A 21153-nucleotide genomic window follows, 5' to 3' on the forward strand; every position below is an offset into this window, starting at 1 on the left:
CGCCGTCACGCTCTTGGCAGCCGCCATCGTGACCGCACACTCCCCCGTTCCCACGCACGCCCCGCTCCAGCCCCCAAACCGGTAGCCCGCCGCTGGCGTAGCAGTCAGCGTCACCACCGTATTGGCTTCGTAGGCTTCGCTGCAATCTGTCCCGCACGCAATCCCCGCCGACGTGCTCGCCACGGTCCCGCTGCCACTGCGATAGACCATCAGGGTGTATTTGGGTATGGCCGTGAAGGTCGCCGTCACGCTCTTAGCAGCCGCCATCGTGACCGCACACTCCCCCGTTCCCACGCACGCCCCGCTCCAGCCCCCAAACCGGTAGCCCGCCGCTGGCGTAGCAGTCAGCGTCACCACCGTATTGATTTCGTAGACTTCGCTGCAATCCGTCCCACACGCAATCCCCGCCGGCGTGCTCGCCACGGTTCCGCTGCCACTGCGATAGACCATCAGGGTGTATTTGGGTATGGCCGTGAAGGTTGCTGTCACGCTTTTAGCGGCAGCCATCGTGACCACACACTCCCCCGTCCCCGCACACGCCCCACTCCAACCACCGAAGGTGTAGCCCGCCGCTGGTGTGGCATTGAGCGTTACGACCGTATTGGCTTCGTAGGCTTCGCTGCAATCCGTCCCGCACGCAATCCCCGCCGGTGTGCTTGCGACGGTCCCGTCACCAGATTTAGTAACTGACAATGTATAAGAAGAAGATGGCAGTGACTGCTCAGGTCGATAGTCAGCCACAGCCATTCGAGTGTTATTTAATGAAAGAGCATTATTTGCTGAATCTGGCGCCCCCTCGCTCACACCACAACTAATTCCGCCAGCACAGGTAATAGCTGGATTAGAAAACTTGCCGATGCTAGGGCTTAGATAACTCATCACAGTGCCAAAAACCCCACTGACACCATAGCCATAAGAGTATGGGTAGGCTCCTGATCCGCCGCCAGCGTGTGCGCGATCATGCATGCTACCCATATTGTGGCCGAGTTCATGGGCAAAGCTTAGATCAAGGCAGTAATAACCTGATCCATCTACATCTGGGCCATCGCTCACCACTGAATAGCCATACCCTGCTTGTCCGCTCCTGCCACCGATCCAGGCGATCCCACAACCGCCGGCAGTAGCACGCTTAAACGGACGGATTAAGGAAACCAAATCAGCGCCTTTGGCATCCCGTAATCTGGCTACACCCGCTAGAGTCGGATCGCTGCCATACGTAAGAGCATCCAAAGCGGAGCCGTTATCAGTCTGATCACTGTAATTAACTTGCTCTTTGTGAACCAGGCGCAAATTAATATAGACACTGCTATCGCGATAGGCCTGATTTGACAAAGCTATGATTTGATCAAGTCGAGCCGATAGACCATTGCCAAGGCGGTTGGCCAGCCCTGGTGTGTATAAAATCATTACATCAATGGTTGTTAACGTATCGGCGGCAGCAAACTTGGCAGCCCGACTGATAAGGTTGCCCTCCCTGTCCGGTGCAGTACTGTCTTCGGTTGGTTTGTTTGATGGATCACGTAATTCTTTTGGCAACGGAATGACAGTGTCATCACCTGGTTCGCTTGCTTTAAGACCCGCAGCCTGCGTATCGATGAGCCACTCGCCATCACTGTCCGATTCGACCAGAAACTCTCCATCTGGGGTTAGAATCCGACCCGAAGCCCCAGAATCACCAAACGTGATAACAGCACGATAGTCATTACCGTAGCCCTTCAGATAACCTGACCAGGTCACATTCCCGCTGGGATGGTCTTGGCGCCCATCGTAGACGATTTCGTAGCTAGCACCACCTGGCAGCGAAAAACGAGCCTTGGCATTCAGTGGAAGATCGGTGATAGCCCGATTAAGATGTACTGCGTCTCGACCGACCTCAGAAGAAGCCGCTCGCCTCTTGGCATTCGGAGAGACGACTACAGGAGAGAAGAGATCAACTGCATTATCTCCATCGGCAGCGGATGCTGGCGCCTCACCCGCTACGCCTGGCATAGATCCTATGGCCCAAACCAAAAAACAGGCCATTATCATCCGATGGGTCGGTATGGAACCTTTAGCGTATCTTAATAAGTCATTTAAATTTTTTTTAAAAAAATTAGTCATGGTGACTGCGCGCTCCATATATTCACATGCGATCCATGACCAAGCCTGCAAGCGGACATTAAAAAATTAGAGCGCCAAAACTTTAAAGCTGAATCTGGCGGTTCCGCTGTCATAGAGCATGGCCCCTTAGACCGGTGACTTTGTGTCACTACCTTTCGGTAGCTATACCTTTTACAGATTGACTCTGATGTTACGAGTCTAGCATCTTTGCACTATAAATGCTACTAAATCCGGCATGAAAAAATCAATATGTAAAATATTTTTCCTACGTTTTTCTATAAAAAAACAGCCCTAAGGATCATTAATGCATCACTTAATTCTCCTCAAAACGCAACAATCGCAAACTCTGATCGACATCACCGAGCGGGTTCGTACCATTGTCAAAGAAAGCGGCATCCAGAATGGCCTGCTCAACGTCTACGCCCAAGGCGCAACCGCCGCCATCATGATTCAGGAAAATTGGGACGAAAGCGTACCGCTGGATGTGGTGAACTTCTTGCGCAAGCTGATCCCGCCGGGCGTCTGGCTGCACGATCAACAGGATGGCAACGGCGACGCCCATTTGAAGGCGGGCTTAGTGGGGCCATCCGAGACCATTCCGATCATTGATGGCCAATTGGGGCTATCGACCTGGCAGGGAATTTTCTTTTGTGAGTTCGATGGCCCGCGCTCGAACCGGACGGTGGTCTGCACTCCCTTGTCGATGGATCAAAAATAAGACTCAGGCCAGAGCGTGTTCCAGATCGGCGATCAAATCCTCTACCGCTTCAATGCCGACCGACAGCCGCACCAAGCCGTCATCAAAGCCCAATTGCCGGCGCACTTCCGGTGGAACTGAAGCGTGTGTCATCAGGGCCGGGTGCTCGATCAAGCTTTCGACTCCACCCAAGCTTTCCGCCAAGGTAAACAAACGACAGCGGCTCAGAAACTGCGTTACGTCATTTAAGCTGCCACGCACCACAGCGCCGATCATACCGCCAAAACGGCCGTCCATTTGCCGGCGTGCTAACGCATACTGGGGATGGCTGGCTAGGCCAGGATACATGACCCGTTCGATCTTCGGATGTTGCTCCAACCAGGTGGCGATCTGGAATGCGTTGGTACTGTGGCGCTCCATGCGCAGGCTCAGAGTTTTTAAGCCACGTAACGCCAAGAAGCTATCGAATGGGCTGGCAACACCACCTATCGCATTTTGCAGATACCCTAACCGCTCAGCCAACTCCCGGCCACGACACACCGCCACACCCCCGATCATGTCGGAATGGCCATTTAAATATTTGGTGGCGGAATGAATAATGATATCGAAATCGTACTCCAGGGGCCGCTGCGCCCACGGCGTAGCAAAGGTGTTATCCGCCACAGTCAAGATGCCACGCAAGCGAGCCGCAGTAGCAACCATTTCTAAATCCACCAGCTTTAACAGCGGATTACTGGGTGTCTCCACCCAAATCATCCGCGTTTTTGGGGTCAACACCCGCTCTAGGGCGGCCGAATCGACTAAATCCGAATAGGAAAAAGTTAAACCGGCGCTACGCCGACGCACTTGTTCGAACAACCGGCGAGTGCCGCCGTAGATATCATCAAGCGCGACTACATGATCGCCGCTATTAAGTAGCTCCAATACGGTCGAGGTGGCCGCCAGCCCGGAAGCGAAGGCAAACCCGGCATCGCCACCTTCAAGATCGGCCACACAGCGTTCGTAAGCGAAGCGGGTCGGGTTCTGGCTGCGCGAATACTCAAAACCTTGATGCACACCCGGACTAGACTGGACGTAGGTGGACGTGGCATAGATCGGAGTGACCACCGCACCGGTGGCCGGGTCAGGCGACTGGCCGGCGTGAACAACGCGGGTGGCAAACCCAAACGGATGAACTGGATCGGTCATGACGAAAACCTTGGAGTAATAGGCTATGGGGCGAAGATAGCAGCGGGCAAACAGCCCTGGCAGTCCAATTTTTTAACATCATATCCGAGACCTCAAACTTCTGATAAGGAGACTGACCGTGCCGATTTCGGACGCGCTTTGGCAACTGAATGCCGATCTGGCCCAGGCTTGCCTCGATTTGCCTTTCGTGCGTGGCATCGGCGACGGCTCACTGCCCCGCGAGCGATTTGCCTGGTACATCGGCCAGGATGCCTTTTACCTGCAAGCGTTTGCGCGCGCCTACACGCTAGCAGCCGCCAAGGCCCCGGATTGGAATGGCTTCCAAGAATTGCACGAACTGGCGGGTGGGGTATTACAGGAACTCGAACTCCATAAGGGCATTGCTACCGCCTGGGGATTGAATTTGGCGCAAATCACTCCTGGCCCGGCCACTCGACGCTATACCGATTTTTTACTGGCCACCGCCTGGGCCAGCGAAACTGGGATCACTATTGCCGCCATGACTCCTTGTATGCGGCTTTACACCTGGCTAGGCGCGCAGTTGGCGGCCCGGCAGCGCACATCACACGACTACAGCGCTTGGATAGACACCTACAGTAGCCCTGATTTCGAGCAACTGGCTGTCCGTTTGGAGCAGTTGCTGGATCGCTATACCCCCGACAATGCAGCCGCCGCCGGTGTTTATCGCTATGCGATGGAATGTGAATCTGACTTCTTTCAAGCCGCCTGGTCGATGGCCTAAAGCTGTTTTCTAGCAATCATCTCGCAAGGTTGCTCTATTCCGGGTCGGCCAGGCTCGTGCGTCTCTCTGGAGCACTCTATCGACACTCGCTGTGCTTATCGACTATCATGCAGAGATCGACAGGGCGAAAAGAACTGAGGTCGCTTTTGGGGTTACCGAAGAATCAAACAGTTTAATCAATCGGTTATATAATCCCTCAATGACGAACTTGCAGGTCTCCTCTGCTCTTATCACGAAGCGCCGGCCCCCGAGTCACGGATTGGCGTCACCGCTTCGATTACCTGTTTCAATGGTGGCCCGTATCGGCCCCCCCGCGACGACAAACTGTGAACCCCGTCAGGCCCGGAAGGGAGCAGCGGCAGCAGCGGCCTCGGGCGCCGGGGTGTGGCTGGTAGGGGCCGCCACCCTTTCCATAAAGCTTCACTGGACTACCGATAGCCCAAATTTTGCCTTTTTTCTATCAAAGGCCAGCGCATGAGCTATCAGGTTTTAGCCCGCAAATGGCGGCCACGGACATTTGCCGAACTGGTTGGCCAAGAGCATACGGTTCGTGCCTTGACCAACGCCTTGGATCGGCAGCGGCTGCATCACGCCTTTTTGTTCACCGGTACCCGTGGCGTTGGTAAAACCACCATTGCCCGTATTTTTGCCAAATCGCTCAATTGCGAACTGGGGGTTAGCTCGACCCCTTGCGGCCAATGCGCTGCATGTCGTGAAATTGATGCGGGCCGCTTCGTGGATCTGGTCGAAGTGGATGCCGCTTCCCGTACCAAAGTCGAAGACACGCGCGATCTACTAGAGAATGTGCAATACGCGCCGAGTCGCGGCCGTTTCAAGGTGTACCTGATCGACGAAGTGCACATGCTCTCCAGCCACAGCTTCAACGCCCTGTTGAAAACCCTGGAAGAGCCACCGCCGCATGTCAAGTTCTTGCTGGCCACCACTGACCCGCAGAAACTGCCGGTGACGGTTCTGTCGCGCTGTTTGCAGTTTGGCCTCAAACGCTTGCCCACAGCCATGATCGCGGGTTACCTGGGCCAAGTGCTCACGCAAGAGGACATCCCTCATGAGGAATCTGCTCTAAGGTTGATCGCTCGCGCCGGTGACGGCAGTATGCGCGATGCCTTGAGCCTATTGGATCAGGCAATTGCTTTTGGCGGTGGCCGGGTGGAGCAGACCACCGTTGCCAGTATGCTCGGCACCATTGATCGGCGCTGCACGGTCGATCTGCTGGACGCGCTGGCCGCCAACGATGCGCCGGCCCTGTTGCAGCGGGTAGCGGCGCTTAACGAGTTGGCGCCCGACTACGCCACTGTGCTGGCCGATCTGCTCTCGCTGCTACAACAGGTCGCGCTGGCCCAAATGGTACCCGATGCCCCGCTGGCTGGTGATCTTGCCGACCCTGAAGACGTTATGCGACTAGCACGCAAGGTGCCGCCGGCAGATGTACAACTGTTTTATCAAATCGCCTTGCTGGGCCGGCGCGACTTGCCGCTTGTCCCGGAGCCACGCGGCGGTTTTGAAATGGTGCTGTTGCGGATGCTGTGTTTTCGGCCGGCTGCCCCAGCAGCACTCGCTACGGTGCCCCATGAATCGTCCAGCCAGGAGTTGCCACCCAGGCCAGCCCCTACCGTTTCTCCGGTGCCGCCACTCACGCCGCCGACTAGCGTGCCTGTGACGCCCATCCGCCAGCCCAGCGCGCCACCGGCTTCAGATTGGGGACGCTTGGTGGAAAATCTGGGGTTGGGCGGCATGGCAAAACAACTGGCCCTGAACTGCATACTGATTGCCCGCGAGGGTAACGATTTTCGTTTGGGCCTTAGCCCCGCGCACGCCCAAATGCTCACCAAAGCCATTCAGGATCGGGTAAAAGTGGCCCTGGAGCAGCACCTCGGCACTCCGGTCAATCTCCGCTTTCAAATCGGTGAGTTAACGGCGGCCACCCCGGAAGATGAACGCAAACAACGACGAACGGAACAAGAGCAAGCAGCAATCGCAGCGGCCAATCGGGACCCGAACGTGCAGGCCATGGTAGAAATGTTTGATGCACAAATCACCAGGGTTCGTCCGCTGGATGGCGACTAACGGCCCATTTCTATCCTGTCGGTAGGATAGACACAGTGGCAAACGCAGCTATTTATCGATCAATCTGGAGGCAACATGATGAAAGGCGGGTTGGGCAATATCATGAAGCAAGCGCAAAAGATGCAGGAAAATCTGCAAAAGGCGCAGGCAGAAATTGCAGCCCTGGAAATCGTCGGGGAAGCCGGCGGCGGCCTGGTGAGCGTGACCGTAACCGGTCGTTACGAAGTAAAACGGCTGCATATCGATGCCAGTTTGGTGGGCGATGACAAGGATATGCTGGAAGATCTGGTCGCGGCGGCATTCAACGACGCTGTTCACAAAGTCGAACGCACAACTCAAGAGAAAATGTCTGGTTTGACCGCTGGGATGGGATTACCGCCGGGGATGCTGGGCGATTTCAAGCTACCCTTCTGATAGTCCGCCGTGGCGGCTTCCCCGCTATTAGAGCGCTTGATGGCGGCCTTGCGCTGCCTACCGGGTGTCGGCCCGAAATCGTCGCAGCGGATGGCCTTGCACTTGCTGGAGCGGGACCGTGATGGAGCACATCGACTGGTGGAATCGCTGCAAAGTGCCCTGGACCGGATCGGTCGCTGCCAACGATGCCGCGATCTGAGTGAAACCGAACTCTGTGCGTTATGTGCCAACCCACACCGTAATCCCACCCTGTTGTGCGTGATCGAAACACCCGCTGACGTCCTGGCGGTAGAACAGGCCACTGGTTTTCAGGGGCTGTATTTCGTGCTGATGGGCCATCTATCGCCGTTGGATGGCATCGGCCCAGTGGAGCTGGGGCTGGATATGCTGGAAGCACGGCTGGATGAAGGTGAGATCCGCGAAATCATCCTGGCCACCAACCCGACAGTCGAAGGCGAAGCCACCGCTTACTATATCGCTGAGATGGCCCGCGAGCGCGGCATCCGCCCGACCCGCATCGCCCATGGGGTACCGCTGGGCGGCGAACTGGAATATGTGGATGGCGGCACCTTGGCGCACGCTTTTGCGGGCCGTCGGGATCTGTGAAGCCTACCGGAGAAACTCTATGAGTGATTGCATCTTTTGCCGAATTGCCACTGGCGAGATCCCCGCTACCACGCTCTATGACGATGGTGAAATTCTGGCGTTCCGCGACATCAACCCGGAAGCACCTGTCCATGTCCTCCTGATCCCGCGCCGACATATCGCCACCCTAAACGATCTGGCAGCAGCGGATGCCACACTGATCGGCCGGTTATATCTGGCCGGCAAGCAGGTTGCCGCTGAGCTGGGAGTCGCCGAGAGCGGTTACCGCACGGTGATCAATTGCAATCGCGATGCCGGCCAGATCGTGTTCCATATCCACATGCACTTGCTGGCGGGGCGGGAATTGGGCTGGCCACCGGGTTAAAAGGAAGGAGAAGTCCAGTCGGCGGCGGCCGGCCAATTCAGGCGTTCTTGAGAAACTGGCGAATCAGCGGTAGGTGGCGGCGGCTGACTTCTAAGCGGTCGGGGATATCGGTAAAGACTAAATCGGCCCCACCATCCGCTGTCTTCTCTAAGCCGGCGATCTGCGCCGCCATGGCCAGCGCGTTGCGATGCACCCGCACTACCCGCGCACCCAGCTCGGTTTCCAGGGTTTTCAACGATTCTTCGATCAGTGCCTCACCGTGGCGGTGCCGCACCGTGACGTATTTTTGATCAGCCTGAAAATAGCACACCTCAGACAACGGAATCAGCTCAAGCCGTTGGCCGAGACGAACCCGGAGATGGGTACGACCGGCTTCAGCGGGTTCGGCCGCCAAACTGGCGAGTTGCGCCCGATTGAGGCGGCTAGCGCTGGCCAGCACCCGCTCTAAATGCTCCAAGCGAATCGGCTTGAGCAAATAACCGACCGCGTGGGCATCAAACGCATCCAACGCATATTGGCTATAAGCGGTCACAAAGACGATGGCCGGCGGTTTCTCCAGCGCCGCGAGTCGGGCAGCGGTTTCCAGGCCATCCAACCCCGGCATCTGGATATCCAACAAAACGATATCGGGCACCAAATTGGCGGCTAACCGCAAGGCTTCGGCACCGTTAGTGGCTTCGCCGCAGAGATGGTAGCCGGAAAGCTGGCCCAACAACCCCCGTAACCGGTCACGGGCCGGTGGTTCATCATCGACGATCAACACGTTCATGGCGCAAACTCCAACGGAGATCTAGCGCAAGGGTAGCCAATCCGCAGCGGATACCTGCTTATATCTAGGAAAAAATTGGACTATCCCGCTCTTCCAGAGGTATAGCAAAAGCGATCTGATAGTGTGCCGAAGTTTCGGTAATTTCGAGCGGATTTGGCGCGTTGTAAGCGAGTTGCAAACGCTGGCGAATATTGTGCTGGGCGATTCCTTGACCAAATCGGGCAGTGACGCCAGTAGCCGGGCGTGGATTGGCGACCGTGATCCGCAAGGCGTGGGGCTGCCGCTCGATCTGGATGGTTAAGGTTCCACCCTCCGGCAGTTGTTGAATACCGTGATGGATGGCATTTTCCACCAGGGGCTGTAATAGCAAGGCTGGAATCAGCAAATCGAGCGGTAAGTTTGCCTCCAGTTGCCAAGCCACTTGCAACCGCTCCCCTAAGCGTAAGCTTTCAATAGCCAGATAGCGCCGGGTCAATTCCAGTTCCGCCGCCAAAGTGATACGTTCCCGATGGGCAAGCGCCGAGCGCAGCATATCCGCCAGATCAAGGACCGCTTGTTCGGCCCGGTCGGGCTGACCATGAATCAGGCTGGCAATCGTATTGAGGGCGTTGAACAGAAAATGCGGATGAATGCGGGCCTGCAAGGCTTGCAAGCGGGCACGGGCTTCGGCTTCAATATTCCGCTTCCAATGGTGCTGGACATAGAAATAACGTAGCGCGATCAACGTCACGATACTGCTGATCGCCAAGTTGCGGATGAGCGTAAACCGTAGCGGCGGCGGATTTTGCGAGTAGCTGGCATAGGATGCCAAAAACCACCAACCGGCCAGAGAAAACAACAGCGTAATCAGCAGAGTCAATCCCAGCACGGCCAGGGTTGCGGCAAACGTGTCAAGCTGGTCAAGCCAGCGCTTACAAAAGCACAAAACAGCCGCCGAACCTAAGACTACCCATTGCACGAAGAGTGAGATGATTGCCAGCTCATTCCAGAATTGGCCGCGGTCGTCGATTTCCCAGAGCGCCAAAACCAAGGCAAACAACTCGGCAAGCAAGACCATCACCAAAACCGCTTGATTGGCGCAGAATCCAGGCAAAAAACCTGTCGCGACCGGTGTCTGGGTGGCTGTGGAGGGATCAGGAAGTGAGGTCACGGCCTATCAGCTCATACGTCCGCGACAAGGTTTGGATGGGTCTAAAACCACCGGTGACGGATCATTGAGATCGTCAAAGCGTACAATAGGCAGTTAAGGAGAATCGGTCATCTTGCGAAGGCTTGGGCATCCATATTGCCGATACCTTTGCACATACCAAGCTTCACAGAGGGGATGGTGGAGCGGAAGGGGATCGAACCCTCGACCTTCGCATTGCGAACGCGACGCTCTCCCAGCTGAGCTACCGCCCCATCTTAAAGTTTACATAGAGGGGAAATACTACAATCTTCCCCTTTCTTACGCTAGACCCACAGCAGAAAATCGTGCTCTCAATTTCTATCATCATTCCCATTCTCAATGAAGCCGCTTGCATTGTCACCTGCTTACAGGCTTTGCAGTCGTTGCGAGCGCAAAATTGCGAGTTGATCGTGGCCGATGGCGGCAGTCGGGATGACAGCGTGACACTGGCCGAACCGCTGGCAGATAGGGTTATCGCCAGCACGCCTGGCCGTGCAGCGCAGATGAACGCGGGCGCACAGCACGCGCGCGGTGCCATCCTCTGGTTTTTGCACGCTGATAGCCTGCCACCGCCAAATGCCGCTGAGCTGATCCGCACAGCGCTGGCGCAACCACAGCACAGTTGGGGCCGTTTCGATGTGCGCTTGTCTGGCTCGCAACTCTTGCTGCGCTGGGTGGAAACGCTAATGAATACCCGTTCCCGGCTGACGGGCATCGCCACCGGCGATCAAGGCATTTTCATTGACCGAAGGTTGTTCGAACAAATCGGCGGTTATCCGCCCATTGCTCTGATGGAAGACATCGCCTTGAGTCGTATGCTGAAGCGTCACGGTCGGCCGGCCTGCTTGCAACAGCGCTTGCTAACGTCCAGCCGTCGTTGGGAACAGGGAGGCGTTTTGCATACCATTCTGCTGATGTGGCGCTTGCGCCTAGCCTATTTTTTCGGCGCCGATCCCGACGCTTTGGCGCGAATTTATTATCGCCGGGGCGTCAATCCGCGCCCGTGATCGGAGTTTTTCCGATGAACGACCGTTATATTTTTCCCAAAGCTCGCTTACTGATCTTCGCCAAGGCCCCGGTTCCTGGGCAAGTGAAAACCCGTCTGGCGGGCTGCTTAGGAGCGCGTGGCGCGGCGCATCTTTACCAGTCGCTGTTGCATCGCACCCTGGCGATGGCTTGCGCTGCCCGACTGTGCCCAGTCGAATTGTGGTGCGCACCGGATGCTCGACACGGGTTTTTCATCGCGTGTCGGCGAAACTACGGGGTACGCTTACGTCGCCAAACCAGCGGTGATCTGGGAAAACGCATGGCGAACGCCTTTCAGCGCACGCTCGCTGAAAGCGTTAATGTGGTTCTCATCGGTGGTGATTGTGCGTCGGTGAATCCGGCAGAACTGCTCACTGCTTTCACGCATCTCGCCGCCGGACACGAGGCTGTTCTAGGCCCAGCGGCGGATGGCGGCTATGTACTGATCGGCTTGCGTCGAGCTTGCCCGCCGTTATTTCGTGATATCGTCTGGAGCACCTCGACTGTACTGTCTATCACTCGTCAGCGGTTAGTGCGAGCGGGGATTGATAGTGTCGAACTCGCCATCGGCTGGGATGTCGATACGCGCGCCGATCTGTGCCGGCTGCGGCGGTTAATACCTCCTGCGTTCGGTATTCCCTACCCACTCATCGGCAAAAAAATCGGCATAACAAACCTTTAAGCACCATCGACCCCATCGCCATCGCCGAAATACTCGGTGGTGTAGCGCTCCGCCGTCAGCTCAGGTGACCAAAAATTGAGCGGTAAGCCGGCCTTCTGCTTGAGTTGGGCCAGAAAAACATACGGGTCAGGCAGGTTTTCCCAGACCGCGGGCAGGAAAGTAGCCCGATGACTGCGAAACTGGAGAATCAACCCATCAATGCTGGGCCGCAACTGGGCCAGCAGGGCGTTTTCGGAGTCGAATTGCAGCGGTTCCGCCGGTGAGAGCACCGAAATATGAACGTCCAGCCGGGGAAACTCCCGCGCAGTCAGTTCCGGGAAACGGGGGTCGTCGAACGCGGCAGCATAAGCGTGCTCGGCCACATCTTGCACCAGCGGTTGCCGAGCAGCGAGCGTACCGATGCAGCCACGCAACCGATTCTCGATGTCCAAGGTGACGAACGTGGCCCGCACCGGCCGCAGCGTTTCCGGGTAATCCTCCCGATGGACCGCTAGAGCTTGGCCGTGTTCCAGACCCCAGCGGATCGATGAACGCGCCACCTCCAGCAGCGTGGCGCGATCCTGACGCGACAGCAATTCAGTGGATGACATAAGCACCGTACCCGACCACTCGATCCCGCGAACCGGCGGTATCGCCGGAATTGCGCAAATCGACGGTTTCTACCCGTAAGTTTTTCCGACGTGCTACCCACAGCAAGCCATTGATCGGATTGCGTCCGCACGCTTGCTCGTAGCCAATCTTTTCGAAATGGAGCGCCTCAATCGCGCGCGAGGTTTCGCCATCCAATCGGCGGGCGGTTTGATAATCCTGATAATGGCTGAGATCGGAGCTAATCACGATCAGGGTTTCCGGGCCACCCCACAACGCCTCCAGCACCGCGCCAACCTCTGGTGGCTTAGCCTCCCCCACCACGAGGGGGACCAGTTGAAACTCGCCCAGCACTTCCTGCAAAAACGGCAGATGCACCTCTAAGCTATGTTCTTGGGCGTGAGCCTGTTCCAGCAAGCCGACGTCGGGTAACTGGCGAAGCCGCGCTATCGCCTCACCATCCACTGCGATCCGACCCAGCGGGGTCTCGAAAGCGCTCATCCCGCTGAGCGCAAACCCGCGAAAACCCACCCGATGGGCAGGTCCCAACAGCACCACGCGCGTGACAGTACCCCGCGCCGGACGCAGACGAGCATAGGCCGAAGCAGCGACCGGGCCGGAATAGATAAAGCCGGCATGGGGGGCGATGATCGCTTTAGGTAATGGTCCGGCCGGCACCGTGACCTCCGTCAAAAATTGTTGTACTTGAGCGTGCAACTCAGCGGAATCGGCCGGATAGAACAAGCCGGCCACGGCAGGCGTGCGTACGGTCTGCATGATACTCTCCCGATCAGTTGGCCCATGTCGAGCCATGTAGACGGCGGAAGACAAAACTTGTCCGACGCTGGTTGAAGCGTAGTATAAAGCGTGCGGTAGCCGGCGGCGATGCCGACCGAACACGATGAGAGCCTTTGCGAAGGAGGCCATAATGACAGCGATAACCACCGAATTTTTCCCGACCCAATACTGGCACCGCCTTGAGGATGGCCGCATCCAGTGCGATGTGTGTCCACGCTATTGCCAGCTGCATGAAGGACAGCAGGGCCTGTGTTTCGTGCGTGGCTGCCACGATGGGGCCATCAAGCTGACCAGCTACGGCCGTTCCAGCGGTTTTTGCATTGATCCCATTGAGAAGAAACCGCTCAACCACTTCCTGCCGGGCACCGCCGTGCTGTCTTTCGGCACTGCCGGGTGTAATTTGGCCTGCAAATTTTGCCAGAACTGGGATATGAGTAAATCCCGCGAGATGGATACCCTAGCCGATAGCGCGGCGCCGGCCAAGCTAGCGCGAGTAGCCCATGAGCTAGGCTGCCGCAGCATCGCCTACACCTACAACGACCCCGTGATCTTTATGGAATACGCTATCGACGTAGCTCTGGCTTGCCGGGAATACGGTATCAAGTCGGTGGCAGTCACTGCCGGCTACGTCTGTGAGGAACCACGCCGCGAATTCTTCCGGCATATGGACGCCGCTAATGTTGACCTGAAAGCGTTTTCTGAAGATTTTTATTGGAAGATCTGCGGCGGCCACCTGCAACCGGTGCTTGATACTTTGATTTATCTGAAACGGGAAACCGACGTTTGGTTTGAAATCACCACCCTGCTCATTCCGGGCGAAAACGACAGCGACGCGGAATTGGAAGCATTGACCCAATGGGTAGTGGAAAATCTAGGGCCGGATGTACCGATCCATTTCACCGCGTTCCATCCAGATTGGAAGATGACTCAACACTCGCCGACCCCGCCTTCCACCCTCAGTCGCGCACGGCGTATCGCTGTTAAGAATGGTATCCACCATGCCTATACCGGCAATGTGCATGATGAAAAGGGCGGCAGCACCTATTGCCATTCGTGCGGCCAAAAATTGATCGGCCGTGACTGGTATACGCTGAGCACCTGGAATCTGACCGCTGATGGCTGTTGCACGGCGTGCGGTACCGCTTGCGCTGGCGTATTCGAAGCCAAGCACGGAACCTGGGGCGCGCGGCGGCGACCGGTGCGCTTACGGCAATATGCCGCTTAAGGCGTTGTGAGCGGACGCAACCCACCCACGCCTCGATGCTCGGCTATCGTCACGGCTTTCACGCCGGTAATTTTGCGGACGTGTTCAAGCACGCCCTCCTGGTGCGGTTGATTTGGGCCTTGCGCACCAAAGACAAACCGTTTCGGGTCATCGACACTCACGCCGGTGCTGGCCGCTACGATTTGGCAGCGCCGGCCGCACAAAAAAACCGCGAATTCATCAACGGCATCGGCCGGTTATGGGGCCAAAGCGGGCTGAGTCCAGAGCTTCACAATTATCTGCAACAGGTTCAGGCATCGAACCCGGACGGGCACTTACGCTGGTATCCGGGTTCACCACGCATCACGCGCGCGCTGTTACGGCCGGATGATCGTCTGGCGCTGACCGAGTTGCATCCCGACGAGTTCCCCCGCCTAAAAGCCGAATTTAGGGGTGATCGACAAGTGGTGATCCAGCACGCGGATGGCTACGCCGCGCTGCAATCGTTTCTACCACCCCCGGAACAGCGCGGCTTGGTATTGCTTGACCCCGCTTACGAGTTCAAGGGCGAATTCGACCGTCTGGTCCAGGCCATTGACCTGATTCAGCGGCGCTGGGCCGGCGCGATGATCGCCGTTTGGTACCCGATACCCGACCATGCGCTCAGCACCCGCTTCCAGCGGGTTTTGTCGGCAATCCACCTTTCCGGCGTTTTATGTGCCGAATTGCGGCTGTCTTCCGATCAAGGCCCATCCGGCCTACAAGGTTGCGGTATGATCATCATCAACCCGCCGTGGCGGTTTGATGATGTGCTGCGATCCCTGTTGCCAGAACTGCTACGCCATTTGAAGACCAACGAGTACGGCCAGACTCGGCTGGAGTGGTTCGCCCCAGCACCGTGAAACCTCGAATAGATTTGACCGATTTGCTTTCTTTTCCATAAAGTAAAATCATGATTTATCAAGAATTAATCAATTCAGCCACCCTAAATTCCCATTTTGGACAGGAAAATTGGGTCATCATGGACTGTCGATTCAGCCTGGCCGACCCCGCAGCCGGCTACCGCGCCTACGTGCAGAGCCATCTGCCCGGCGCTCGCTATGCTCACCTGGATAAGGACTTGTCCGGCCCCATTACGCCCACCACCGGCCGGCATCCATTACCGGACCCCGCGCACTTGAGACGCCGATTCAGCGAATGGGGGATCGGCAACGACACCCAAGTGGTCGCTTACGACGATATGGGCGGGATGCTGGCAGCCGCGCGGCTGTGGTGGCTGTTGCGCTGGTTAGGACACCAAGCCGTCGCGGTGCTCGACGGTGGCTTTCCAGCATGGCAAAAGGCCGGGCTGCCAGTGACCACCGAATTACCCACCGTGCGACCGGCGATCTTCGAGGCACGACCGGACGACCAATTATGGCTGACGACTGCCCAGGTGGCCGCTCTGCCACCGACAGACTTGCTGGTAGATGCACGGGGAGCAGCCCGCTATCGAGGAGAGATGGAACCCATCGACCCAGTGGCTGGCCACATTCCGGGGGCGATCAATCTGCCCACCGAGGAGAATCTGGCCGCTGACGGTTGTTTTCAGTCCGCTTCGGAATTGCGAGCGCGTTTTACGGCCATCTTGGATGGACGCTCACCAGCGCAGATCGTCCATCAGTGCGGTTCGGGCGTAACCGCTTGCCACAATATGTTGGCGATGGAAGCCGCCGGTTTGCGCGGCTCGCGGCTCTACCCTGGTTCTTGGAGCGAATGGATCAGGGATTCAGGCCGGCCGATCGGTACTGGCAGCGCAAACAACGGATAACCAAGATGATCAGCACCCGTATCCTGTAGGCTGATACCGTTTAAGCCGTTGTTAACGTAGTCCTGGATATAACTGATCCAAGGCTTCCGCTTCAACCCGGATGATCTCAATGCTACCTTTGCGGGTGAAGGTCCAACCGTGCGCACGTCGCTGGCTGAAAATGGCATACGAGAGCATGGAGTAGCCGTGCAATCCAACCCGGTCGGCCATGGCCATGCTGACGCTGGCCTTGTCGAGCGCTTTACAGTACAGGCTGTCACCGTTCATTGTTGTTCCCCTGGAAAACCGTATCGTACAATCCGGACACGTTGCCGGGCTTTGCTGGTCTTATCGGCGGCAACTACCGAAACTGGAGGGTACTGCTGCCGGAAATAATGCTCTGCGGGTCATCCAACCAGCAGCAACGGCGCCGATTCGTGGGCGACGGCCAGAACCACCCATATCATGGGAGACCGTGAATGTTCATAAAGATTCAGCGGCATCTCGCCGTGCTAGTCGGTATAGCCACCTTGGGTGCCTGCGCCAACCTGCCCTTTGTCGGGAGCAAAACTGATCCTGAAGCTGAGAAAACGGTAGCGGCCCAGGCACCGTACATCGATTACTGGCAAACCCGTGATCCCTCGGAATACCGCCATGCCACGCCAGCGAATCGCGCGACCGCGAAAAAATCACGGGGCCGCTCTCGGGATGTGGTTTTTTCTGGCCAAGCAAAAGCTAGTAGGCCGACACCGAGTACGGCTGGGAAAGATACTGGACCGCGAATCAGTGTGATCATGCCCGTTCAATCGGGACTTTTCGAACAAACCACGCAAATCCCCAAAGCAACAAACCCATCACTAGCCGCAGTCGGTAGGAAACCGGTGGCCACCCCCAAAGCCACCCGTAATCTTGTAGCATCGAGTCGCAAAGCCAAACGCAAGTCGAGCGGGATCGGCAGTAAAAATCTTTGGGATCGTGTGCGCGGCCGGTCGGTCCTGGCCGAGGTGGAACATCCCCGCATCGACGAGCAGATCGCTTATTTAAAGCGCAACCCTGGTTATCTCAACCTGCTGTCTCAGCGCTCCAGGCCATTTCTGCACTATATCGTCGAACAGATCGACCGACGTGGCTTACCGACAGATTTGGCATTGTTGCCGATGGTGGAAAGCGGGTTTCAAGTGGCGGCCGTCTCACCCAAGGAAGCGGCCGGTCTCTGGCAAATCATCCCTTCGACCGGCCAGGAATGGGGTCTGGTCATTGCCGAAGGGTATGATGGACGGTTTGACATTCACACATCAACCGACGTAGCGCTTGGTTATCTGCGCTACCTGAACAAACTGTTCAAAGGCGACTGGCTGCTGGCGCTGGCGGCGTACAACGCCGGCCCGCGTGCCGTGCAAAACGCTATCGAGGCCGCCAACCGCGAGCAAGCACAAGCGGCGGCCGCAGCGGCCGTAGCCGCGAAAAAGCTGGCGGCAGCACAACAGGCCCAGGCGCAACTGCCCACGCCGTATCTCGCACAACCGCCCGCCTCACCAACTGCTGCGTTACCGGACGTTGCCGGACTGGCCCCTGTTACCTCGCCGCTTACAGCACCAACACCGGCGCCAACAACCGCCAGCGGCGCGGCGAAAATAGCCTTGCCTCAACCTCAAAAAATCAGCAAATTGCCAGCCGTCGCGGCCGTTGCCCCTACTCCACCGCCGCCACCAGCCACACCGGAATCAGTTTTCTGGCGCCTTAAATTGCCGAAGGAAACCCAGGATTACGTTCCAAGAATCCTCGCCTTATCGCGCATCGTCGCCAATCCAACCGCCTACGGCCTGAGCTTACCGCTATTGGGCAATCAACCGTATCTGTTTAGGGTCGATGTCACGCCCGAATTCAAAATCGTTGATGGGCTAATGCTCGCGGGCATTTCCTCCGAAGATTTTTTCCGTTTCAATCCCGGCTTCAAGCCCGGTGTCGAACCGCCACTGCGGGCATACAATCTGCTGTTACCCCTGGAACAAGCCCAGAGTCTGGCGCTCAACATCCCTGGTGTCCATCTGGTAGCGACTAAAACCACATCGCCCAAAAAGGCGAAGCGTTAGCGATCAGGGTCCCAGCAGCACAGCATCCTTTCCTCTCCGTAGGATCACGCCGATGGCGTGCTCAGGGCCGGTCGGAAGCGGATCGTGTAGGGGTCTGTGGCACCGACCGGCGTTGGCCGTCGCTCACTTCAACCGTTGCCGTGGCTGGTACCGGAACCTGGTAGCGCTGGCGTCGGTGGAATCACGAACTTGTGTGTCGCCTGATAGTCCTTGGCCTGCTGTTCCGCTTCTTTAATCTGCGCTGGAGCCATCTTGCGGGCGATATCGTTCTTAGCGGCGGGTGCTTGGCCATCACCTTGAACGTCCGCCAATGTATACCAGAAATAAGCCTTTACTAAATCGACCGGGGTTCCTTCGCCATTTTCGTACATCAGGCCCAGATTGATTTGTGCCTGGGAGAACCCCTGCTCTGCTGCTTTCCGATACCATTCGATGGCTTGCCGGTCATCCATCGGGACGCCTTTCCCATCATCGTAAAGCACACCGAGATTGAATTGCGCGAAAGGGTAGCCCTTATCGGCTAACGGTCGGACAATGGCCAACTCGGCGGCGTAGTCACCGCGCTCGTGAGCGGTTCGGGCACGATCCCAATCACCGTCAGCAGCCCAAGCCGGGGCTGCACCGCTCAAACTGCCAACTAGCAGTAACAAGACCGATCTATTCATGAAGATATATCCAGTTTTTAAGAGTCATTAGTGAAGTGTGAAGTGCCAAGTGTAGCATCCGACTGTCGTCAGAACCGTGCATCCGACTCGGCAGCAGATCGCTCGCCTTGCATCCGATACAAGTCGGCGTACAACCCGTGCTGGGCTAACAATTCGGTGTGCGTACCGATTTCAGCGATGGCCCCTCGATCAAGCACGACAATCCGGTCGGCATTTTCGATGGTGGAGAGCCGATGCGCGATAATGAAGGCGGTACGACCTTGGCGCAAGCGATCCAGTGCGTACTGGACCTTGCGCTCAGCTTGCGTATCCAGCGCTGAGGTCGCTTCATCAAGAATCAGGAGCGGCGCGTTTTTGAGCAGCGCACGGGCAATGGCCAAGCGCTGACGCTGACCGCCCGATAGCCGCGCGCCGTTTTCGCCGATCAAGGTATTCAAGCCTTGCGGCAGTTCACGGATAAACTCCATGGCATGAGCGCGCTCGGCAGCCCGTATCAGATCCGCCTCATCCGTGTGAAAGGCAGCGCCATAGGCGATGTTAGCCGCTACGGTATCGTTGAACAGCACAATATCCTGGCTGACATACGCGATATTGGCCCGCAACTCTGCCAGTCGCAGCTCGCGGATTGATAGCCCGTCCAACAGGATATCGCCACCGTCGGCTTCGTAAAAACGTGGCAACAAATTCATTAAAGTGGTCTTACCGCTACCGGATGGCCCGACCAGGGCGATGGTCTCCCCCGCTTGCACCTCCAAGTTCAACTGCCGAATGACCGCTGGGCCTTCCGGCCGGTATCGGTAGCTGACCGCGCGAAAGCTGACCTGGCCGCTGGCACGCCCGATGGCGCGCTCGCCTTGATCCAGTTCGGGCGGCTCATCAAGCAGCGCGAAAATCGTCTCCGCCGCCGCCAAACCGCGCTGTAGGTGCTCGTTGACCTTGGTCAGGCGTTTGATCGGCGCCAGCAACATCGCCATGGCCCCGAACAGAGATACGAAACCGCCGACGGTGATCTGATCAGCAGCCGATTGCAGGGACGCGAAATAGATCATCGAACCCAAGGCGATAACCGCCAGCAACTGGACCAGCGGCCCGCTACCCTCCGAAGCGGCCACCAACTTCAAGTTAAACTGGCGTACCCGATTATTGACTCGGCTAAATCGCCGACGCTCATAATCCTGACCGCCAAAGATTTTGATGACTTTATGGCCTTGTAGGGTTTCATCAATCACGCGCGTCAATTCGCCCATCAGATCTTGCAATTCCCGGCTCAGTCGCCGCAGCCGCCGGCTGATCACCCGCATAATCAGCCCGATACCCGGTGCGATAGCGAAGGCCAGCAACGACAGCACCCAATTGAGATACAGCATCCAGGCCAATAGACCGATGACAGCCAGCCCGTCCCGCACCAAAGTGACCAGCGCCTGGGTGATGGCCGTCATCACTTGCGTGACATCGTAGGTCAAGCGCGATAGCAGGTTTCCGGCAGAGTGGTCGTCGAAGTAGCGGCTGGGCAGGGTGAGCAAGCGGGCAAACAACGCATCGCGCAGATCCATCACCACCCGGTGGGCTACCCAGCCCATCGCCAAGGAGCCCACGAAGTCGGCAACACCCCGCACGATAAACACCGCGACCAACACCAGAGGCATCGTGCGGATCGAATCAGGGTCCTTCGCCACAAAACTGCCATCCAGCAGCGGTTTGATCAAGGCCGCGACCAGCGGCTCGGTAAGAGCGACAACCGCCGTACCGGCTAGTGAAAGAGCAAAAATACGAGAATACGGCCGGACGTAGGCCAATAACCGCCAGTAGAGTGCTTTGCTGTTTTGTATCATGAAGATGGAATGACCAGCACAACCGAAATCAATGGCATAGCAAACCCTGAGCAACCCTTTGCCTCAAGCTCTTTTTCCGATCATGCTATCATGAAGATTGTTTTCAAAGACCCTTAGAAATGTGCTGATCGCTTTATCGAAGATAAACACTGGTTTGAAACTTCCACCTTCAAGAAGGATCGCACAGAGCAGAGGTGCGGCCTCTTTCCTGCTGTTTAGCCCAATCGCGGGCGCGGATTGATAAATATAGGAGTTACGCAGTTGGTTGATAAAGAGCGATAAGGAAGGTTATGAACCCACCGAAAGTCACAGATGAAGACTACATCCAGTTTCTGATAGCGAC

Annotated in this window: 21 protein-coding genes, 1 tRNA gene, 1 other RNA gene and 1 riboswitch; of the genes, 13 read left to right on the top strand and 10 right to left on the bottom strand. The window is 57.1% G+C overall.

Translation table 11 applies throughout. The features are described 5' to 3' along the window. A partial coding sequence (locus tag BN873_RS20160) for an InlB B-repeat-containing protein (RefSeq protein WP_171820501.1) occupies nt 1–2100 on the bottom strand: 2100 nt, incomplete at its 3' end. A 93-nt stretch (nt 2101–2193) separates the two neighbouring features. Then, a riboswitch (cyclic di-GMP riboswitch) is annotated at nt 2194–2279 on the bottom strand. A 125-nt stretch (nt 2280–2404) separates the two neighbouring features. Between BN873_RS20160 and BN873_RS15205 the strand changes: the two genes are divergently transcribed. Next, nucleotides 2405–2818, top strand: coding sequence for a secondary thiamine-phosphate synthase enzyme YjbQ (locus tag BN873_RS15205; protein WP_048675593.1), 414 nt, complete (start codon nt 2405–2407; stop codon nt 2816–2818). Between the two features lie 3 nt (nt 2819–2821). On the opposite strand, the gene BN873_RS15210 is transcribed toward BN873_RS15205, so the two are convergent. Beyond that, complete coding sequence (locus BN873_RS15210; protein ID WP_048675599.1) at nt 2822–3985, bottom strand: trans-sulfuration enzyme family protein; 1164 nt, start codon at nt 3983–3985, stop codon at nt 2822–2824. A gap of 118 nt (nt 3986–4103) precedes the next feature. On the opposite strand from BN873_RS15210, the gene BN873_RS15215 reads away from it, so the two are divergent. From BN873_RS15215 to BN873_RS15235, 6 genes are all read left to right on the top strand, one after another. Further along, a complete protein-coding gene (locus BN873_RS15215; RefSeq protein ID WP_048675602.1) occupies nt 4104–4727 on the top strand; it encodes a TenA family protein in 624 nt (207 codons plus the stop codon). 300 nt (nt 4728–5027) lie between these two features. Continuing rightward, an RNA gene (gene ffs / locus BN873_RS19130) (signal recognition particle sRNA small type) lies at nt 5028–5124 on the top strand. 77 nt (nt 5125–5201) lie between these two features. Beyond that, complete coding sequence (gene dnaX / locus BN873_RS15220; RefSeq protein WP_048675611.1) at nt 5202–6812, top strand: DNA polymerase III subunit gamma/tau; 1611 nt, start codon at nt 5202–5204, stop codon at nt 6810–6812. Nucleotides 6813–6887: 75 nt separating this feature from the next. After that, nucleotides 6888–7226 carry a YbaB/EbfC family nucleoid-associated protein gene (locus BN873_RS15225; RefSeq protein WP_048675614.1) on the top strand — a complete coding sequence of 113 codons (339 nt, stop codon included), beginning with the start codon at nt 6888–6890 and terminating at the stop codon, nt 7224–7226. A 9-nt stretch (nt 7227–7235) separates the two neighbouring features. Then, entirely contained in the window at nt 7236–7832 is a 597-nt protein-coding gene (gene recR / locus BN873_RS15230) for a recombination mediator RecR (protein WP_082161333.1), read from the top strand. Nucleotides 7833–7851: 19 nt separating this feature from the next. Beyond that, nucleotides 7852–8196 carry a histidine triad nucleotide-binding protein gene (locus BN873_RS15235; RefSeq protein WP_048675617.1) on the top strand — a complete coding sequence of 115 codons (345 nt, stop codon included), beginning with the start codon at nt 7852–7854 and terminating at the stop codon, nt 8194–8196. 37 nt (nt 8197–8233) lie between these two features. Here the strand turns inward: BN873_RS15235 and BN873_RS15240 are convergent, their stop codons facing one another. The 3 genes from BN873_RS15240 to BN873_RS15250 all read right to left on the bottom strand — a co-directional run bounded on the left by BN873_RS15240 (nt 8234) and on the right by BN873_RS15250 (nt 10366). Then, a complete protein-coding gene (locus BN873_RS15240) occupies nt 8234–8965 on the bottom strand; it encodes a LytR/AlgR family response regulator transcription factor (RefSeq protein WP_048675620.1) in 732 nt (243 codons plus the stop codon). Between the two features lie 64 nt (nt 8966–9029). Continuing rightward, nucleotides 9030–10115, bottom strand: coding sequence for a sensor histidine kinase (locus tag BN873_RS15245; protein WP_048675623.1), 1086 nt, complete (start codon nt 10113–10115; stop codon nt 9030–9032). Nucleotides 10116–10290: 175 nt separating this feature from the next. Next, nucleotides 10291–10366: transfer RNA gene (locus BN873_RS15250), tRNA-Ala, on the bottom strand. 72 nt (nt 10367–10438) lie between these two features. Here BN873_RS15250 and BN873_RS15255 point away from each other — a divergent pair. Together BN873_RS15255 and BN873_RS15260 are read left to right on the top strand one after the other, a co-directional pair. Then, entirely contained in the window at nt 10439–11140 is a 702-nt protein-coding gene (locus BN873_RS15255; protein ID WP_048675626.1) for a TIGR04283 family arsenosugar biosynthesis glycosyltransferase, read from the top strand. A gap of 14 nt (nt 11141–11154) precedes the next feature. Next, entirely contained in the window at nt 11155–11841 is a 687-nt protein-coding gene (locus tag BN873_RS15260) for a TIGR04282 family arsenosugar biosynthesis glycosyltransferase (protein ID WP_048675630.1), read from the top strand. Here the strand turns inward: BN873_RS15260 and amrA are convergent. Further along, nucleotides 11838–12431: an AmmeMemoRadiSam system protein A gene (gene amrA, locus BN873_RS15265; RefSeq protein ID WP_048675633.1), complete on the bottom strand. Its 594-nt coding sequence runs from the start codon at nt 12429–12431 to the stop codon at nt 11838–11840. The two genes, BN873_RS15260 and amrA, sit on opposite strands and share 4 nt — an antisense overlap. Continuing rightward, entirely contained in the window at nt 12418–13206 is a 789-nt protein-coding gene (amrB, locus tag BN873_RS15270; RefSeq protein WP_048675636.1) for an AmmeMemoRadiSam system protein B, read from the bottom strand. The genes amrA and amrB overlap by 14 nt, the downstream gene beginning before the upstream one ends. A 151-nt stretch (nt 13207–13357) precedes the next feature. On the opposite strand from amrB, the gene amrS reads away from it, so the two are divergent. From amrS to BN873_RS15285, 3 genes are read left to right on the top strand one after another with little or no spacing between them, the layout of a single operon-like run. Then, entirely contained in the window at nt 13358–14452 is a 1095-nt protein-coding gene (gene amrS / locus BN873_RS15275; RefSeq protein WP_048675639.1) for an AmmeMemoRadiSam system radical SAM enzyme, read from the top strand. A gap of 35 nt (nt 14453–14487) precedes the next feature. Next, a complete protein-coding gene (locus tag BN873_RS15280; protein ID WP_053085402.1) occupies nt 14488–15333 on the top strand; it encodes a 23S rRNA (adenine(2030)-N(6))-methyltransferase RlmJ in 846 nt (281 codons plus the stop codon). Nucleotides 15334–15383: 50 nt separating this feature from the next. Further along, complete coding sequence (locus BN873_RS15285) at nt 15384–16241, top strand: sulfurtransferase (protein ID WP_048675642.1); 858 nt, start codon at nt 15384–15386, stop codon at nt 16239–16241. Nucleotides 16242–16292: 51 nt separating this feature from the next. On the opposite strand, the gene BN873_RS15290 is transcribed toward BN873_RS15285, so the two are convergent. Further along, nucleotides 16293–16508, bottom strand: a complete 216-nt coding sequence (locus tag BN873_RS15290) for a hypothetical protein (protein ID WP_048675645.1) — start codon at nt 16506–16508, stop codon at nt 16293–16295. A 191-nt stretch (nt 16509–16699) separates the two neighbouring features. Here BN873_RS15290 and BN873_RS18895 point away from each other — a divergent pair, with 191 nt between their 5' ends. Next, the gene (locus tag BN873_RS18895) at nt 16700–18313 is read left to right on the top strand and encodes a transglycosylase SLT domain-containing protein (protein WP_053085404.1); all 1614 of its coding nucleotides are present in this window, start codon (nt 16700–16702) and stop codon (nt 18311–18313) included. 128 nt (nt 18314–18441) lie between these two features. Here the strand turns inward: BN873_RS18895 and BN873_RS21205 are convergent, their stop codons facing one another. After that, nucleotides 18442–18978 (bottom strand): tetratricopeptide repeat protein, encoded by a 537-nt coding sequence (locus BN873_RS21205; RefSeq protein ID WP_053085406.1) that lies wholly within the window; start codon nt 18976–18978, stop codon nt 18442–18444. Between the two features lie 68 nt (nt 18979–19046). Continuing rightward, nucleotides 19047–20810 (bottom strand): lipid A export permease/ATP-binding protein MsbA, encoded by a 1764-nt coding sequence (msbA, locus tag BN873_RS15305; RefSeq protein WP_048675657.1) that lies wholly within the window; start codon nt 20808–20810, stop codon nt 19047–19049. Nucleotides 20811–21153 lie beyond the last annotated feature (343 nt).

This window comes from Candidatus Competibacter denitrificans Run_A_D11 (genome assembly GCF_001051235.1).
Lineage (GTDB): Bacteria > Pseudomonadota > Gammaproteobacteria > Competibacterales > Competibacteraceae > Competibacter_A > Competibacter_A denitrificans.

Excerpts from the sequence above, each read along its gene's own strand:
- msbA (WP_048675657.1), bottom strand. The coding sequence starts at position 20,810 with ATGATACAAAACAGCAAAGCACTCTACTGGCGGTTATTGGCCTACGTC.
- dnaX (WP_048675611.1), top strand. The coding sequence starts at position 5,202 with ATGAGCTATCAGGTTTTAGCCCGCAAATGGCGGCCACGGACATTTGCC.
- BN873_RS15290 (WP_048675645.1), bottom strand. The coding sequence starts at position 16,508 with ATGAACGGTGACAGCCTGTACTGTAAAGCGCTCGACAAGGCCAGCGTC.
- BN873_RS18895 (WP_053085404.1), top strand. The coding sequence starts at position 16,700 with ATGTTCATAAAGATTCAGCGGCATCTCGCCGTGCTAGTCGGTATAGCC.
- BN873_RS21205 (WP_053085406.1), bottom strand. The coding sequence starts at position 18,978 with ATGAATAGATCGGTCTTGTTACTGCTAGTTGGCAGTTTGAGCGGTGCA.
- BN873_RS15260 (WP_048675630.1), top strand. The coding sequence starts at position 11,155 with ATGAACGACCGTTATATTTTTCCCAAAGCTCGCTTACTGATCTTCGCC.
- BN873_RS15285 (WP_048675642.1), top strand. The coding sequence starts at position 15,384 with ATGATTTATCAAGAATTAATCAATTCAGCCACCCTAAATTCCCATTTT.
- amrS (WP_048675639.1), top strand. The coding sequence starts at position 13,358 with ATGACAGCGATAACCACCGAATTTTTCCCGACCCAATACTGGCACCGC.
- BN873_RS15235 (WP_048675617.1), top strand. The coding sequence starts at position 7,852 with ATGAGTGATTGCATCTTTTGCCGAATTGCCACTGGCGAGATCCCCGCT.
- BN873_RS15210 (WP_048675599.1), bottom strand. The coding sequence starts at position 3,985 with ATGACCGATCCAGTTCATCCGTTTGGGTTTGCCACCCGCGTTGTTCAC.
- amrA (WP_048675633.1), bottom strand. The coding sequence starts at position 12,431 with ATGTCATCCACTGAATTGCTGTCGCGTCAGGATCGCGCCACGCTGCTG.
- amrB (WP_048675636.1), bottom strand. The coding sequence starts at position 13,206 with ATGCAGACCGTACGCACGCCTGCCGTGGCCGGCTTGTTCTATCCGGCC.
- BN873_RS15280 (WP_053085402.1), top strand. The coding sequence starts at position 14,488 with ATGCTCGGCTATCGTCACGGCTTTCACGCCGGTAATTTTGCGGACGTG.
- BN873_RS15225 (WP_048675614.1), top strand. The coding sequence starts at position 6,888 with ATGATGAAAGGCGGGTTGGGCAATATCATGAAGCAAGCGCAAAAGATG.
- BN873_RS15240 (WP_048675620.1), bottom strand. The coding sequence starts at position 8,965 with ATGAACGTGTTGATCGTCGATGATGAACCACCGGCCCGTGACCGGTTA.
- BN873_RS15205 (WP_048675593.1), top strand. The coding sequence starts at position 2,405 with ATGCATCACTTAATTCTCCTCAAAACGCAACAATCGCAAACTCTGATC.